We start from the raw sequence: 16390 nt of genomic DNA, 5'->3' as shown, positions 1-16390 counted from the left end.
TGTTTTAAAGCGAATTGTTTATAAACGTATTCCCGGAGGAAGCAATTCTTTATAAATTGGATTTTTTTTAAAGAAAGCGACAATTTTAGGAAGAATGGGAACTACTTTTAATTTTTTTTCAATAGCAGTTTCCATGATGTTCTTTAAGAAATTAGAAATTAACTCTTCGTCATTGTAGCCTTCAGGAACGTTGATCTTGGTTAGAAATATTTTTTTCTCCTGAAAGGAATATTCAACAGAAACTATTCCGGTTTCTGTTTTTGTTTCAAATTGTCTTGCAAAAGCATTGTCTTTAATTTCTAATTTTGTTATCGTTTCCATTTTGATGCTGTTGATGAAATGATGTGTAAATGTTTGTGGAGTTTAATAATGCAGTATAAATAAAACGCAAAGGTAATGATTTGATATTCAGGGATAAGTATTTTTGTGATTAACTTAATAAACTAAATTTTAAAGAGCATGTGCTGGCAAGGGTAAAACTGTTTTAAAACTTTCTAAAAAAGGCAATTTATTTTTATTAAAAGTGTGATAAGTAACTGATAGATCAGGATAAAAAAATTAACTTTAAGAATTATAAAAGAAGAAATGGTTGTGTTGATTTCTCTAAATAAAATAAGTTAATATGAATAAGATTCCAGTTTATTTCATGCCAGGTTTGGCTGCTAGTGTTGCAATTTTTGAAAGAATAAAACTCCCTGAATCTGAATTTGAAATGGTGTTCCTGGAATGGGAAATTCCAAATGAGAAAGAGACACTGCAGGAATATGCTAAACGAATGACTCAAAAGATTGTACATGAAAATCCAGTTTTGATTGGAGTTTCTTTTGGAGGTATTTTGGTTCAGGAAATGGCAAATTTTGTTTCAGTACGCAAAGTCATAATTATTTCAAGTGTAAAAAGCAATCTGGAGTTTCCTAAAAGAATGGTTTTGGCCAAAAGCACAAAGGCCTATAAATTGATTCCTATAAGTTTGGTTCAAAATATTGAAAGTCTTGCCAAGTTTTCATTTGGGAAAAAAGTAAATGAAAGGCTTAAATTATATGAAAAGTTTCTTTCTGTAAGGGATAAACGCTATTTGGATTGGGCAATTGAGCAGGTGATTTTATGGGAAAGAGCTGTTGTTGACTCAGGTGTAATACACATTCATGGAGATGCAGACGATGTTTTTCCTATTAAATATATTAAAGACTGCATTGTTGTGGCAGGAGGAACTCATGTTATGATTCTCAATAAATACAGATGGCTAAATGCTAATTTGCCTCAGATCATTTTAGGAAGTGAAGGGTAAAGGCTATTCTTTTTTAAATGTAAATTATTAATTTGTGGTAAAACCTTCGTTTTTAGGCACAGCATTAACAAGGTTTTCGTTAATGTCTTTACTGAAGTAATTGTAACTAGATGTAATTGCTTCTTTTATTGGTGTTTTTAGTTTTATTTTATTCTCAAAATGTTTAACGTTAACCACATTTTTATTTTCGTCAATAAATATCGAAGTAGGAAAGCCTAAAGTGTGTTTTATTGTAGCAACTATGTGTGAATCTTTGCTGTAATATTCATTTGCATAGCATACCTTGATATTGCTGTTGAATTTGCTGGCAATGTTTTTTAAGTCATTTTTTTTGTCCCAAAAAACTACAATGAACTGAAGATCATTACGATGTTCTTTTGCAAGTATGTTAAGTGCAGGAATTTCGCCTTTTGGAATTACACACCATGAAGCGTATGTGATTATAAATATTGGTTTGCTGATTCGATTTATTTTTACGTTTTTTTCTTTGTAAACTTTAATGCTGAAATCGTCAAACTTTGTTCCAATCAGTTTTGTTTTTACTAAAGAATCGAAAAGTTTTTTCCCTTCCTTAATATCATTGCTTTCATAAGCCTTGTTAGATGATTTTTTATAGGGCGTAATATTTTCTTTTATTGCATCGCTGAAATATACAATTGTATCTTGGCTGTATGAGGAATACAGGTTGAGCAGAAACAGCAAAGTGAGTAACGTCTTACGCATAAAATCTTAATATTTAGGGCTTTAGCAAAAATAGAAATGTTTATAACATTTTGATAACTTAACCGATTAAAGACAAATAAATCCGTTTAAATGAGTTAAAGTTATAAAAAAAAGCGTTCTAAATTTAATTAGAACGCTTTTTTGTAAATAAAATTGTAAAATTATATTTTTTTCATCTGCTCTTTCATCATAGTGATTTGCTCCTTGAGCATATTCTGTTTGTCTAATTTCTTGGCTTCGTTTAATAAAGTGGTAGCTTCCAGTTTTCTTCTGCGTGACATTGCAACTCCCGCCAGATTTAATTTGGCAACTGCCAAATCCATATCCATAGACAGGCCAAGCTCGATTGCTTTTTTGAAATATTTCTCAGCTTGATTAATATTGGTTTGCGAAAGCATAATTCCATGTAAATAATTGAAATATCCTTGTTGTTTTCTAACTAATGCTGTTTCTGGATTCTTGATATAGGCTAACCATTTTTTTGCACCCTCAAAGTCTTGTTTTCTGAGTTTTAAGAAGGCCAGTAAAATAAACTCGTTTTTGAAATATAAAAAAATAGGGATTCCGGATAATAAAATGAGGAAAATACCGTTCCCTATATTGCTCTCAGTAAATTGCCAGATACCAGTAATTATAATAAGTCCAGCGATAATAAATTTAATATTCTTGTGAAACATAATGTATAGTGATTTAAGGTTGCAAAGATAGTAAAAGGAATTAAAAATATTTTTTAAAAACTACTTGCCAGAAAAAAAAGTCTTTGTATATTTGCACTCGGTTTTAGAATAACGGTTATTCGAAAATAATATAGACACTTAATTAAGATTTTAAATATACAAAGCAATGAGCAAAAGAACGTTTCAACCATCGAAAAGAAAAAGAAGAAATAAACACGGATTTATGGATAGAATGGCTTCTGCTAATGGAAGAAAAGTTCTAGCGCGTAGAAGAGCTAAAGGAAGACATAAATTGACTGTTTCTAGTGAGCCTAGACACAAAAAATAATGTTTGAATAAACATCTATAAGGCGTTACTTTTTTTAGTATCGCCTTTTTTTATACCCAAGCGGTACTGCAGTTTAAAAGTTTGAAATTTGATTTTTTCCTAACAAATTTCAAATTCTAAGTGATAAAAATATAACTACAATAATAAGAAAAATGCCAAAAGACACATCCATTAAGTCCGTTTTAATAATAGGTTCAGGTCCGATTGTAATTGGTCAAGCATGCGAATTTGATTATGCTGGATCCCAATCTGCCCGTTCGATCCGTGAAGAAGGAATTGAAGTAATTTTAATTAACTCCAATCCAGCTACAATTATGACAGATCCTTCAATGGCGGATCATGTTTATTTGAAACCCTTAACGACAAAATCAATTATTGAAATTCTAAAAGCACATCCTCAAATTGATGCAGTTTTGCCAACAATGGGAGGACAAACTGCTTTGAATTTATGTTTGGAAGCCGATGAAAAAGGGATTTGGCAGGATTTTGGGGTAAAATTAATAGGTGTTGATGTAAATGCGATTAATATTACTGAAGACAGAGAGCAGTTTAAGCAGCTTTTAGAAAAAATTAATGTGCCAACCGCACCTGCAAAAACGGCAACATCTTATTTAGAAGGTAAAGAGATTGCACAGGAATTTGGTTTTCCATTAGTAATCCGCCCTTCATTTACGCTTGGAGGAACTGGGGCTGCAGTTGTCTATAAAAAAGAAGATTTTGATGAGCTTTTAACAAGAGGACTTGAAGCTTCACCAATACATGAGGTTTTGATTGATAAAGCTTTAATGGGTTGGAAAGAATATGAGTTAGAGCTTTTAAGAGATAAGAATGATAATGTAGTAATTATTTGTTCAATCGAAAATATGGATCCAATGGGAATTCATACTGGGGATTCCATTACGGTAGCACCAGCGATGACCTTATCGGATACAACATTCCAAAAATTACGTGACTATGCCATCCTGATGATGCGCAGCATAGGGAATTTTGCCGGAGGCTGTAACGTACAGTTTGCAGTATCGCCAGATGAAAAAGAAGATATCGTTGCGATTGAAATCAATCCGCGTGTATCCCGTTCATCTGCTTTGGCTTCAAAAGCAACGGGTTATCCAATTGCAAAAATTGCTTCTAAACTGGCTTTAGGATATAATCTTGACGAATTGCAAAACCAAATTACTAAATCAACTTCGGCTCTTTTTGAACCAACTTTAGATTATGTAATCGTAAAAATTCCGCGTTGGAACTTCGATAAATTTGAAGGTGCAGACAGAACTTTGGGACTTCAAATGAAATCTGTAGGTGAGGTAATGGGAATTGGGCGTTCTTTCCAAGAAGCGCTTCACAAAGCAACCCAATCTTTAGAAATTAAAAGAAACGGTATCGGTGCTGACGGAAAAGGATATAAAAACTACGAACAAATTATCGAGAAACTGACTTTTGCGAGCTGGGATCGTGTTTTTGTAATTTATGATGCGATTGCAATGGGAATTCCGTTGAGCCGTATCCATGAAATCACAAAAATTGATATGTGGTTCTTGAAGCAATACGAAGAGCTTTATACTTTAGAAAAAGAAATTTCAAATTATAAGGTTTCTAATTTACCAAAAGAGCTTTTACTTGAAGCAAAACAAAAAGGATTTGCCGACAGGCAGATTGCTCACATGATGAATTGTCTGGAAAGCGAAGTTCACACTTTGCGTATGACAATGAATATCAACCGTGTTTTTAAATTAGTTGATACTTGTGCAGCGGAATTTAAAGCAAAAACACCTTATTATTACTCTACTTTTGAGGCTGAAATTGAAAAAGCTAACGGAGAGCGCTATGTTGATAATGAAAGTATTGTTACTGAGAAAAAGAAAATTATCGTTTTAGGTTCTGGACCAAACAGAATTGGTCAGGGAATTGAGTTTGACTATTCTTGTGTACATGGAGTTCTTGCGGCTAAAGAATGCGGTTACGAAACTATCATGATTAACTGTAATCCTGAAACGGTTTCTACAGATTTTGATACAGCTGATAAATTATACTTTGAGCCAGTATTCTGGGAACATATTTACGATATTATTCAGCACGAAAAACCAGAAGGTGTTATTGTGCAGTTAGGAGGTCAAACTGCTTTGAAATTGGCTGAAAAATTATCTAAATACGGAGTAAAAATCATCGGGACCAGTTTTGATGCTCTTGATTTAGCTGAAGACAGAGGACGTTTCTCTGACTTGCTGAGAGAATTAAAAATTCCTTTCCCGCAATTTGGAATTGCTGAAACAGCTGATGAAGCTTCGGCATTAGCAGATACACTTGACTTTCCATTATTGATCCGTCCTTCTTACGTATTAGGAGGTCAGGGAATGAAAATTGTAATCAATAAAAAAGAATTGGAAGAACATGTTATCAATTTATTGAAAACGATTCCAGGAAATAAATTGCTTTTAGATCATTATTTAGCTGGAGCAATCGAAGCCGAAGCCGATGCGATTTGTGATGCTGATGGTAATGTTTACATCATCGGAATTATGGAGCATATCGAGCCTTGCGGAGTTCACTCTGGGGATAGTAATGCTACTTTGCCGCCTTTTAACTTAGGAGAATTCGTGATGCAGCAGATAAAAGATCACACTTATAAAATTGCTAGAGCTTTAAAAACAGTTGGTTTAATCAATATTCAGTTTGCGATAAAAGACGATACAGTTTATATTATTGAAGCAAATCCTAGAGCTTCGAGAACAGTTCCGTTTATTGCAAAAGCTTACGGAGAACCTTATGTAAACTACGCTACGAAAGTAATGTTAGGCCACAATAAAGTAACAGACTTCGACTTTAATCCGCAACTGAAAGGATACGCAATTAAGCAGCCGGTTTTCTCTTTCAGCAAATTCCATAATGTAAATAAAGCATTAGGTCCAGAGATGAAATCAACAGGAGAAAGTATCTTGTTTATCGATGATTTAAAAGACGACCAATTCTACGAATTGTACTCTAGAAGAAAAATGTATTTGAGTAAATAATTCTCAAATCTTGATATAAAAAAGCTCCAAATTTTGGAGCTTTTTTGTTGATTTTTGTTTTTTTTACACAGCATATTATTCATTAGCGAATGACATATTATCTCTAGTGTTTTTCTGAACAGAAATAGCACCAAACAGCGCTAATAAAAATGCAAAAGCATAAAAACCTTTTTCGCTTGGTAAAATTGTAGCGTTCCAAAGGCCAACTGATAATAATACAATTGATAGAATAGTTCCAAACCAGCAAATACCATAATAAATATCCGTTACTGGAAGGTTTTCAAGTCTGTCTCTAACGCTTTTTTGCAATGAAACTACGGCAAAAAGACCAAACATTAAGACTGTAAAATAGTATCCTTTTTCATTTAAAAGCATTTCTGCTCGTGCAAGCCCAGCTATATATCCAACAGTTCCAGCCCCAAGAGCTACCCAAGATGCCGCTATAAAGGCATTCGATGTTTTTTGTACCATTTTTAATTTGTTTTTAGTTGTATTTTGAAAAAATTCCTGAATCTAAAGCCGTCCAAAAGCAACATTTTTGACCGCTGGCTTTAAGAGCGCTGTTTGCCCACGTATTGCAAGTATGAAATAAGCTATAGCTTCCATTAGCTTCATAGAAGGCATCGGTTTTTCCATAATTTGCATTTGTTTTTATGTTTAAAAAATTACCAGAGGCATCTTTTTGGAAACTTTCGTCGATGTATTTTATTAAGCGGTCGTATTGTTCTTTGCTGATCATTATTTTTTTGCAATCATCGGCTTCAGTCATTTTCTTATAATAGGTTGCATGGATTGCAGTAGTGCTTAAACCCGTGGCGGCTTTCAATGCAACCGAAGCTTTCAAGTCTGACCATTCGGGAGTTTCCAGATAAAAACCTTTGTCTCCCCAGCCCATAGCCAAATATTTATAAGTGGAATCAGCTATTTTTGTGTTTTCAAATTTTATTTGTTTGCTCCAGTCAATTTGTTCATTTTTTATAGGGACTACAATATCGGTATGAACGCCATTGGTCAAAATGTAAACTTCGACTTCAGGTTTTGTGTCTGGCTCTTGATTTACTGTGATTTTAGAAAGGGAAAATACAGCTATTATGTATAGAAATATAAATCCAAAGAATGCTAAAAATATTTTGAGAGTAATTTTTAATGCTTTTTTCAATGATGTCGTTTTATGATTTTTTTTGATATAATCTTATTGTTAAAACACAAAAATAAATAAATTAACATCTTATCAAAATAAAATGCAATAAATTATTAAGTATAATCTTTTGTGTGTTGTTGAGAAAGATGTTTCAGATGGGAGTTGACTTTTTAGACGAGTTCAATAGGGATTTTTTTGGTATGATAAGGATTTGCAATTCCTTCAATCGGTTTTTATATTGTTGCTTAGCTATTAAACTGAAATCGATTACCATTAATTCCAACGGTTGAAACTGTTGGTTATAGTTAAACCTTTGATTATTTTTTTGAATGATGGCAAAAAAGCAAAATATCTCCTTTGAGCCCCGATTACTTCACTATTTTTATTTTCATAGGAATTCAGTGAACTTCGTTTGCAGTGAAAATCCTTGTGAACCGTCTCATCCCAAAAGACGAGAGGTTCGCAAGATTGTAACGGAAAGCAGGAGTATGCTTGCTGAAAATGCCTAATCTTTCTGCTCCAAAAAATACTGATTGAGTTCAGGTTTTAAGCAGTTTTCTATGCTTTATAACTCAAAACATTTCTTTACTTTTGTRCCAACCAAAATTTGAACTATGTACAAGATTTTTATACGCCCTCTTCTTTTTTGTTTTGATCCCGAAGAAGTGCATTATTTTACTTTTTCATTGATTAGAATAGTTTCCAAAATCCCGGGATTTCCAGCTTTATTTCGATTTTTATATCAAGTAAATGACAAAAGATTAGAAACCGAAGTTTTTGGATTAAAGTTTAAAAATCCTGTAGGTTTGGCCGCTGGTTTTGATAAAGATGCCAGTTTGTATAATGAGCTTTCTAATTTTGGTTTTGGTTCTATTGAAATTGGAACTTTAACTCCAAAAGCACAGCCAGGGAACGATAAAAAGCGTTTGTTCCGTTTAAAAGAAGATTCGGCAATTATTAACAGAATGGGGTTTAATAATGGCGGTGTTCTTGATGCAGTCGAGCGTTTAAAGAAAAACAAAGGCATTTTAATAGGAGGAAATATTGGAAAAAATAAAGCAACCCCAAACGAAGAAGCAACCTCTGATTATGAAATTTGCTTTGATGCATTATATGATTATGTAGACTATTTTGTTGTCAATGTGAGTTCACCTAATACTCCTAATCTTAGAGCACTGCAGGAGAAAGAACCTCTTACTCAATTGCTGCAGACTTTGCAAAATAAGAATTTGGCTAAGCCAAAGCAAAAGCCAATATTGCTTAAAATTGCTCCAGATCTTACCGATGAGCAATTGCTGGATATTATTGATATTGTAAAAGAAACTAAGATTGCGGGTGTCATTGCTACAAATACAACTATTTCTCGTAAAGGATTGTATTCTAGCAATCAAACTGAAATTGGAGGCTTGTCTGGTAAACCCTTGACATCAAGATCTACCGAAGTGATTCGTTTTCTTTCTGAAAAAAGCAATAAAGCATTTCCAATTGTTGGAGTGGGAGGAATACATTCTGCAGAAGATGCTTTAGAAAAATTAGAAGCAGGTGCTTGCCTTCTTCAATTATATACTGGTTTTATCTATGAAGGGCCAGCATTGGTTAAGGGAATAAATAAAGCGATTTTGTCAAAAAAATAGTCTGGATAACGATTTTCTTTCTTTGTAACTCAAAACCTTTTTATATATTTGAAAGTTATGGAGGCAATAAAAATTATCGAATGTCCGAGAGATGCTATGCAAGGCATAAGGGACTTTATTCCTACGGAAAGAAAGGCTGCTTATATACAAGCTTTGTTAAGAGTCGGTTTTGACACCATTGATTTTGGCAGCTTTGTTTCTGCAAAAGCCATACCTCAAATGCAGGATACTGCCGAAGTTTTGGAACAGCTTGATTTATCTAAAACAAAAAGCAAATTATTAGCGATTATTGCCAATGTTCAAGGTGCCGCTTTAGCATCACAATATGATGCAATTCAATACTTGGGATTCCCTTTTTCGATTTCAGAAAATTTTCAGATGCGGAATACGCATAAAACAATAGCCGAATCTTTGGTAGCGCTGGATGAGATTTTAAATATAGCCGACAAAGCCAATAAAGAAGCGGTTGCTTATCTTTCCATGGGATTTGGAAATCCGTATGGAGATCCGTGGAATATTGAAATTGTTGCCCAATGGACCGAAAAATTAGCAGGGATGGGAGTGAAAATTTTATCTCTTTCTGATACTGTTGGAAGTTCTACTCCAGAAGTGATTGAGTATTTGTTTTCTCATTTAATTCCGCAATATCCGAAAATTGAGTTTGGAGCGCATCTTCATACAACACCCGATAAATGGCTAGAGAAAATTGATGCTGCTTATAAAGGTGGATGTCGCCGTTATGATGGAGCGATTCAAGGATTTGGAGGCTGTCCTATGGCTACTGATAAATTGACCGGAAATATGCCGACAGAGAAATTACTTTCCTATTTTACAGTTCAAAAAGAAAACACCAACTGCAGTCCAATGAGTTTTGAAAGCGCTTATAATGAAGCTTCAAAATTATTTGGTAAATTTCATTGATACAAGCTTATTTTTGTAATTAAGTGTTTGATTATTATAGGTTTTAAGTTTTTTTTGGATTACTTTAGTAGTGCTTTATTTATATGAGACAGCTGTACTACTATTAAAATCCGTAATATGAGATTTACTTTTTTTAAAACAGTTATTTTAGTAACCTTTTTTGGGAGTTGTTTTTTTTCGTGCAGCAGTGATTTGGATTTTGATCAAGTCAATGATTTTAATATACAGCCTGTTTTTATTGGGAACCTTGCATACATTAATAGAGACGCTTCCGATTTTATTTCAAACGGAACTGAAACCCCTGTTTTTTCTTATACTTCTGATGTCGATTTTTTGAGCAAATCTTTTGTCAAAGAGAATTTGGTTAAAACCGAACTGTATTTCAGAATTAAAAATACAATTAATAGATCTTATGCTTTTAATGTCACTTTTCTAAATAAAAACGGGGCGCCAATTTATAATATTAAAATGGATGCTGCAGCATATAATGGAACTGAAACTATTGTCGAAAAAACGGAAACATTTACCGCCGCTAATGTGAGCATATTGGAAAATACAGCCAAAATGGTTTTTTCAGTCCGGATGTTTGCTGGCCCGCCAATAACAGCTGCTACGCCTGGGAGTGTAGAACTTAGTTCAGGTGTAACTGCTTATTTTGATATAAGATGAGAAAAATAATTGTACTTTTAATCTTCTTTTTTTCTTGTTATAGTTTTTCTCAGAACAAAGAGATTTTATATAACTTCACTCCTCAGCCACAAAGTTTATTAACTAATCCTGGTGCAGATGTAAAATATAAATGGTTTTTTGGGGTGCCTTTATTATCCGGCATTTCGGCTAATGTGGGTTCGACAGGATTTGATGCTTATAGCTTATTTGCAAATAATGGGGTGGATTTTTCAACCAAAGTCAAGAATGCTGTTGCTTCAACCAATAGTAATGATTATGTAACAGCCAATCAGCAGCTTGAAATATTTACTGCTGGATTTCGGGTAGGAGGAGCGGAAAGCAAATCCTATGTATCTTTTGGAATGTATCAGGAACTGGATTCTTTTATGTATGTTCCCACAGACCCAGCAATATTATCATTGTATGGGAACAAAGATTATATGGGGAAGCCCTTTGATTTGGGTGATTTGAGTGTAAAGGCAGAGCTTTTATCTGTCTTTCATATTGGATTTAATAAACAAATCACGGAGAAGCTTATCCTAGGGGCTCGAGGAAAAATTTATTCCAGTATTTTTAACGGAACATCAACCCATAACTCAGGTTATTTTGTCACTACTCAAGATGATAATTTGATTTATAATCAGTCAATATGGTCTAATTTAGAGCTTAATACATCAGGATTGTCTAAGTATTTGGATGAAAATTATGATGGAGATATTGCAAGTGATATGAAGGATGATATTTCTCAAAGAGCTTTTTTGGGAGGAAATCTAGGATTAGGATTGGATTTAGGACTTACGTATTATCCCAAACGGAATATACAGCTAACAGCCAGTTTAATCGATATAGGCTATATCAGCCATTCTAAAGATGTAGAAAGCTACACTTTAAAAGGAGAATATAATTATAAAGGAGTAATCACTGATTTTAATTCGGCTGGTACAGTGGGTGATGCATACGAAGATTTTAAAGAAGCTGTTCCTCTGGACACTTTATATCATAAATATAAAACACAGCGTCCTTTAAAGTTTTATTCCTCATTTCAATATTCATTTGAAGAAGACAGACAAACGGAATGCAATTGTGCAGCCAATGAAGATTCTTGGTATCGAAGCGCGCTAGGAGCACAGCTATTTGCTATGAGTACTCCAAGGGAACCTATGCTGGCTCTGACAGGATATTACAGAAGAAGAATTCTTGAAGGATTACAAATGAAAGCGACCTACACTGTCGATTCGTACTCTGCTTCCAATATTGGGCTAGGATTGACTACCAAAATTGGTGTTGTTAATTTTTATGCATTAGCAGATAATCTTTTGTCGTATAAAGATATTTCTAAGGCAAATGCCCTCACATTTCAGATAGGATTTAATATTATTTCGGGAGGAAGTAATAAATAAAAAAGCAAAATTTCAATCCAAAAGATAATAGTAAATCTCATTATTTTAAACATAAAACTTTCCATTTTCATAGCTATTTATAATTCGATTTAAAAATAAAATAGCCTACCAGAGTATTTTTTAGCTCAAGATTATGTATATTTGCACGCAATTCAACTAGAAATTGCAACATGATAGCACACAACTCCAAGATTGTCGGCGAAGGTTTAACTTACGATGATGTATTATTAGTTCCTAATTACTCAAATGTTCTTCCTCGCGAAGTGAGTATCCAATCTAAATTTTCCAGAAATATTACACTTAATGTTCCTATTGTATCTGCTGCTATGGATACAGTAACCGAAAGTTCTATGGCAATCGCTATGGCACAAGAAGGAGGAATAGGTGTTTTGCATAAAAACATGACAATCGAACAGCAAGCGGCCAAAGTGCGTAAAGTAAAACGTGCCGAATCTGGTATGATTATCGACCCAGTTACTTTACCAATGACTTCTACTGTTGCCGATGCTAAAAGTGCCATGAGAGAATATGGTATTGGAGGTATTCCAATTGTTGATGAAAATAAAATCTTAAAAGGAATTGTTACTAACAGGGATTTACGTTTTGAAAAAAACGGATCAAGACCTATTATTGAGGTAATGACCAGCCAAAATTTGGTAACTGTTGCCGAAGGAACTTCATTAATAGAAGCTGAGGTAGTATTGCAAGGTCATAAAATTGAAAAATTGCCTGTAGTAAATGATAAAAATGAGCTGGTTGGCTTAATCACTTTTAGAGATATTACCAAATTGACTCAAAAACCAAATGCTAATAAAGATAAATTTGGCCGATTGAGAGTAGCCGCCGCTTTGGGCGTTACGGCCGATGCTGTTGAAAGAGCAACTGCTTTGGTTAATGCAGGTGTTGATGCTGTAATTATTGATACGGCTCACGGGCATACTCAAGGTGTGGTTGATGTATTAAAAGCTGTGAAAGCTAAATTTCCTAAACTTGACGTAATTGTTGGAAATATTGCCACTCCAGAAGCAGCTTTGTTTTTAGTAGAAAATGGTGCCGATGGTGTAAAAGTAGGAATAGGGCCTGGCTCTATTTGTACAACAAGAGTTGTTGCAGGGGTTGGATTTCCTCAGTTTTCTGCAGTTCTTGAAGTTGCTGCCGCTATAAAAGGTACAGGAGTTCCTGTAATTGCCGATGGCGGAATTCGTTATACAGGAGATATTCCTAAAGCGATTGCTGCAGGTGCCGATAGCGTAATGCTAGGGTCATTATTAGCAGGAACAATGGAATCTCCAGGAGAAACTATTATTTTTGAAGGAAGAAAATTCAAATCCTACAGAGGAATGGGTTCTGTTGAAGCCATGCAGGAAGGATCGAAAGACCGTTATTTCCAAGATGTGGAAGATGATGTCAAAAAACTGGTTCCAGAAGGAATTGTGGGTCGCGTGCCATATAAAGGAGAGCTGAACGAAAGCATGCAGCAATTCATAGGCGGACTTCGTGCAGGTATGGGATACTGTGGTTCTAAAGATATTGCAACTTTACAGAATACAGGACGATTTGTACGTATCACCGCTAGCGGAATCAACGAAAGCCATCCTCATGATGTAACAATCACAAAAGAAGCTCCGAATTATTCGAGATAAAATATGACGTAAGTCTAAAAGTAAAAAGGTGTAAGATTCAGTTCTTGCACCTTTTTTTATTTTTATAATATTGATTTTTTTGGGTGTGACCCTTCGTGACCCGAGCCAGAAAAGGCGAATTGGCGAAGCAAAAACTTCGGGTCGGGCTTTCCGTTCCCGCTTTTTTTTATCCCATAAAAAAACGGGATAAAAAAAGAGTTCCACTGCAAACGAAGTTCACTGAACTCCGATGTAAATAAAAATTAAGTGAAGTAATCCCTCACGCTGAGCAACTTTGAACAAATACTAAGTAAGTCAATTATTTTTTAGGACAAGACAGGCAATTATTTCTCCCATTATTTTGTGTTTGATAATCCGCCATCAACTACAATTTCTGCTCCGTGAATGTATGAAGCATCTTCGGAAGCAAGAAAAAGAACTGTCTTTGCAATTTCCGATGGTTCACCAAAGCGTTTAAAAGGCAGTGTTGGTATAATACCTGCAACTGCTCCTTCAATTTGGACAGGTGTTAGTCCTGTATTGTTAAAAATATTTGTTTTAATATGTCCTGGGCTAATTCCGTTTACTCGTATTTTTTTTGCTGTGCATTCAGAAGAAAATGTTTTTATGAATGATTGCACAGCTGATTTTGCTGCCGAATAAATTGAAAAATTCTCTATCCCAAATTCTGTTACAAAAGAGGTGTTTAAAATTATAGAACTTCCCGCATTCATTATTGGTAAAAGTTGTTGAACAGTAAAGAATGTTCCTTTTGCCAACATATTAAATAGTTCATCAAAGTGAGCTTCGTCGACCATTTCAATTGGCGCAAATCTGCCGTAACCTGCATTTACAAATAAAACATCCAATTTATTTGTATGCGTTTTAATCTGCTTTTGTAACTCAAAAACATCTTTCATATTTCCTGCATTTGACACAAGTCCAATAGCATTTGAACCTAAACTGCTTACTGCTTTATCTACTGTTTCCTGACTGCGGCCTGTAATTATTACAGTTGCACCTTCATTAATAAATTCTTGAGCTGTGGCAAAACCCATTCCGTTTGTTCCGCCTGTAATTAAGGCTATTTTGTTTTTGAATTTATGCATTTCCTAATTGTTTTATAGTTAGATGCAAAGATTCAAATTGTTGATTAGTTGTAAAACCCGAAACTTGCTAAATAAATTCTGAATGTGTTTTTGTTCCTTCCCAGCCAATGATGGCTGTTTTTCTTGTATTTCCCCACATATATCCGCCAAATATTCCTGTAGATTGAATCACTCGATGACAAGGAATTAAGAAAGCAACAGGATTGTTTCCAATTGCTGTGCCTACGGCTCTTGAAGCATTTGGGTTTTCAATTTCATTAGCAATAGCTCCGTAAGTTGTTAATTGTCCTAATGGAATTTTCAAAAGTGTTTGCCAAACTTTTAGTTGAAAATCAGTTCCCTTTAAATGTAATTTTATTTGGTTCAATTTTGTCCAGTCGTGTGTAAAAATATAGAGTGCATTTTGCTGAATTAAATCAGCTATTTGTCTAAAAACAGCATTTGGAAAATGGTTTTTCATTGCTGAAAATGCAACATCTTCTTCATCCGAAAATGCCATATAACAAATTCCTTTTTCTGTGGAAGCAACTAAAATGTTTCCAAATGGGCTTTCTGCAAAACTGTAATTTATAGCTAAATCTTTCCCGCCATTTTTATATTCAGCAGGTGTCATGCCTTCTATATTGATAAACAGGTCGTGTAAACGGCCTGTGCCTGAAAGCCCTGTTTCGTGTGCCGTTTCAAAAAGTGTTGCTTGATTTTCTTTCAAAAGTGCTTTGGCGTATTCTACTGTGGTGAATTGTAGAAATTTCTTCGGACTTGTGCCTGCCCATTCGCTAAAAAGGCGTTGAAAATGGAATGGACTTAAATGAACTTTCTTTGCAACTTCGTCAAGATTGGGTTGTTCCTTGAAATTTGTTTTTATGTACTCTATTGCTTCTGCAATTCGGTTGTAATTGATATTTTGCTGTTCGGTCATTGTCGTCAAATTTTATAATGCAAAGGTCGAAAGAAGTTTATCATTATAAAATCCGAAACTTGCTAATGTTTAGTCTATCTGCTGAATGATGCGGTGTCGTCATAGACTTGCCAATAATGTTTTGGTACTAAAGCAGGAGAAGATTCAGTTCTTGCACCTTTTTTTGTTTTTACGGATATTGATATTTTTTGGGCGTGACCCCTCGTAAAAAAACTTCGGGTCGGGCTTTCCGTTCTCGCTTTTTTTAATCCCATAAAAAAATGGGATTAAAAAAGAGCTCCACTTCAATCCCTCACGCGGAGCAACTTTGGACAAATAAATCAATTATTTTTTCAAGATTCCTTTGACTACACTTTCGTTAATCAAATTTTCGGCGTAGTCCCAAATGGTTGCGGAACCTTCTTTAATTGCTTTTTTCTTATCGTAAACTGTTTGATATGGGACATTATATTCTGCCCATGTTCCGCCATTGTTTGATGTGTTCTGCAGTAATGGTTCAAACCTGTCCATCGATTTTGCAAACTTTGCTTCATCAGTAATTCCTTCTTCGAATTCTTGCCAAACTGCAATAAATTCTTCAGCTTGCTCTGTTGGCAGAAGCCCAAAAATTCGTTTTGCTGCAATAAGCTCTTCATTTGTATTTGTGTGGCTTTTTTGAGTGTCATACAGGAAAGTATCGCCTGCATCAATTTCTACAATATCATGGATTAAAACCATTTTCAAAATTTTAAGAACATCAATTGGTCTGTCCGAATGTTCTGCTAATACAATTGTCATCATTGCCAGATGCCAGCTGTGCTCTGCGTCATTTTCGTGTCTGTCACTGCCGAATAATTTAGTTTTACGCTGAATGTATTTTAACTTGTCAATTTCTTTTATGAAACTTACTTGTTTTAATAAATTGTCTGTCTGCATTGATTTATGAATTTTGAAATATTTTTTATTTTTTTT

General features: G+C 34.4%; 17 protein-coding genes. 8 read left to right on the top strand and 9 right to left on the bottom strand.

The genetic code is table 11. The annotated features are described in order from the left end of the window. Nucleotides 1–18 precede the first annotated feature (18 nt). Complete coding sequence (locus AC1DVP_RS18535) at nucleotides 19–321, bottom strand: GNAT family N-acetyltransferase (RefSeq protein ID WP_477184965.1); 303 nt, start codon at nucleotides 319–321, stop codon at nucleotides 19–21. Nucleotides 322–622: 301 nt separating this feature from the next. On the opposite strand from AC1DVP_RS18535, the gene AC1DVP_RS18530 reads away from it, so the two are divergent. Beyond that, nucleotides 623–1288, top strand: coding sequence for an alpha/beta hydrolase (locus AC1DVP_RS18530; protein ID WP_477184964.1), 666 nt, complete (start codon nucleotides 623–625; stop codon nucleotides 1286–1288). A gap of 27 nt (nucleotides 1289–1315) precedes the next feature. Here AC1DVP_RS18530 and AC1DVP_RS18525 read toward each other — a convergent pair whose 3' ends face one another. Continuing rightward, nucleotides 1316–2011 (bottom strand): TlpA family protein disulfide reductase, encoded by a 696-nt coding sequence (locus tag AC1DVP_RS18525; protein ID WP_477184963.1) that lies wholly within the window; start codon nucleotides 2009–2011, stop codon nucleotides 1316–1318. Between the two features lie 161 nt (nucleotides 2012–2172). After that, entirely contained in the window at nucleotides 2173–2688 is a 516-nt protein-coding gene (locus AC1DVP_RS18520; protein ID WP_315256553.1) for a DUF2892 domain-containing protein, read from the bottom strand. A gap of 166 nt (nucleotides 2689–2854) precedes the next feature. Here AC1DVP_RS18520 and rpmH point away from each other — a divergent pair, with 166 nt between their 5' ends. Both rpmH and carB read left to right on the top strand, forming a co-directional pair. After that, nucleotides 2855–3016 carry a 50S ribosomal protein L34 gene (gene rpmH / locus AC1DVP_RS18515; protein WP_008464848.1) on the top strand — a complete coding sequence of 54 codons (162 nt, stop codon included), beginning with the start codon at nucleotides 2855–2857 and terminating at the stop codon, nucleotides 3014–3016. 152 nt (nucleotides 3017–3168) lie between these two features. Then, entirely contained in the window at nucleotides 3169–6024 is a 2856-nt protein-coding gene (carB, locus tag AC1DVP_RS18510; RefSeq protein ID WP_477184962.1) for a carbamoyl-phosphate synthase large subunit, read from the top strand. Nucleotides 6025–6099: 75 nt separating this feature from the next. Here carB and yiaA read toward each other — a convergent pair whose 3' ends face one another. Both yiaA and AC1DVP_RS18500 read right to left on the bottom strand, forming a co-directional pair. After that, entirely contained in the window at nucleotides 6100–6495 is a 396-nt protein-coding gene (gene yiaA, locus AC1DVP_RS18505; RefSeq protein WP_477184961.1) for an inner membrane protein YiaA, read from the bottom strand. Between the two features lie 13 nt (nucleotides 6496–6508). Next, on the bottom strand, nucleotides 6509–7183 hold the full coding sequence (locus tag AC1DVP_RS18500) for a TIGR02117 family protein (RefSeq protein ID WP_477184960.1): 675 nt from the start codon (nucleotides 7181–7183) through the stop codon (nucleotides 6509–6511). A 596-nt stretch (nucleotides 7184–7779) separates the two neighbouring features. Between AC1DVP_RS18500 and AC1DVP_RS18495 the strand changes: the two genes are divergently transcribed. From AC1DVP_RS18495 to guaB, 5 genes are all read left to right on the top strand, one after another. Next, nucleotides 7780–8799 carry a quinone-dependent dihydroorotate dehydrogenase gene (locus tag AC1DVP_RS18495; RefSeq protein ID WP_477184959.1) on the top strand — a complete coding sequence of 340 codons (1020 nt, stop codon included), beginning with the start codon at nucleotides 7780–7782 and terminating at the stop codon, nucleotides 8797–8799. Between the two features lie 57 nt (nucleotides 8800–8856). After that, complete coding sequence (locus AC1DVP_RS18490; protein WP_477184958.1) at nucleotides 8857–9720, top strand: hydroxymethylglutaryl-CoA lyase; 864 nt, start codon at nucleotides 8857–8859, stop codon at nucleotides 9718–9720. Between the two features lie 117 nt (nucleotides 9721–9837). Next, entirely contained in the window at nucleotides 9838–10389 is a 552-nt protein-coding gene (locus tag AC1DVP_RS18485) for a hypothetical protein (RefSeq protein WP_477184957.1), read from the top strand. Then, nucleotides 10386–11789: a DUF5723 family protein gene (locus AC1DVP_RS18480; protein ID WP_477184956.1), complete on the top strand. Its 1404-nt coding sequence runs from the start codon at nucleotides 10386–10388 to the stop codon at nucleotides 11787–11789. Before AC1DVP_RS18485 ends, AC1DVP_RS18480 begins: the two co-directional genes overlap by 4 nt. A gap of 170 nt (nucleotides 11790–11959) precedes the next feature. After that, the gene (guaB, locus tag AC1DVP_RS18475; RefSeq protein ID WP_477184955.1) at nucleotides 11960–13432 is read left to right on the top strand and encodes an IMP dehydrogenase; all 1473 of its coding nucleotides are present in this window, start codon (nucleotides 11960–11962) and stop codon (nucleotides 13430–13432) included. Nucleotides 13433–13767: 335 nt separating this feature from the next. Here guaB and AC1DVP_RS18470 read toward each other — a convergent pair whose 3' ends face one another. The 4 genes from AC1DVP_RS18470 to AC1DVP_RS18455 all read right to left on the bottom strand — a co-directional run bounded on the left by AC1DVP_RS18470 (nucleotide 13768) and on the right by AC1DVP_RS18455 (nucleotide 16354). Next, entirely contained in the window at nucleotides 13768–14520 is a 753-nt protein-coding gene (locus AC1DVP_RS18470) for an SDR family oxidoreductase (RefSeq protein ID WP_477184954.1), read from the bottom strand. 67 nt (nucleotides 14521–14587) lie between these two features. After that, entirely contained in the window at nucleotides 14588–15439 is an 852-nt protein-coding gene (locus tag AC1DVP_RS18465) for a bifunctional helix-turn-helix domain-containing protein/methylated-DNA--[protein]-cysteine S-methyltransferase (protein ID WP_477184953.1), read from the bottom strand. 74 nt (nucleotides 15440–15513) lie between these two features. Further along, nucleotides 15514–15693, bottom strand: coding sequence for a hypothetical protein (locus AC1DVP_RS18460; protein ID WP_477184952.1), 180 nt, complete (start codon nucleotides 15691–15693; stop codon nucleotides 15514–15516). Nucleotides 15694–15763: 70 nt separating this feature from the next. Next, nucleotides 15764–16354, bottom strand: a complete 591-nt coding sequence (locus AC1DVP_RS18455) for an HD domain-containing protein (RefSeq protein ID WP_477184951.1) — start codon at nucleotides 16352–16354, stop codon at nucleotides 15764–15766. Nucleotides 16355–16390 lie beyond the last annotated feature (36 nt).

This window comes from Flavobacterium sp. P3_A6, from assembly GCF_056403035.1.
Note: the sequence above shows the minus strand (reverse complement) of the source record. Positions and strands in the feature narration are given on the sequence as shown.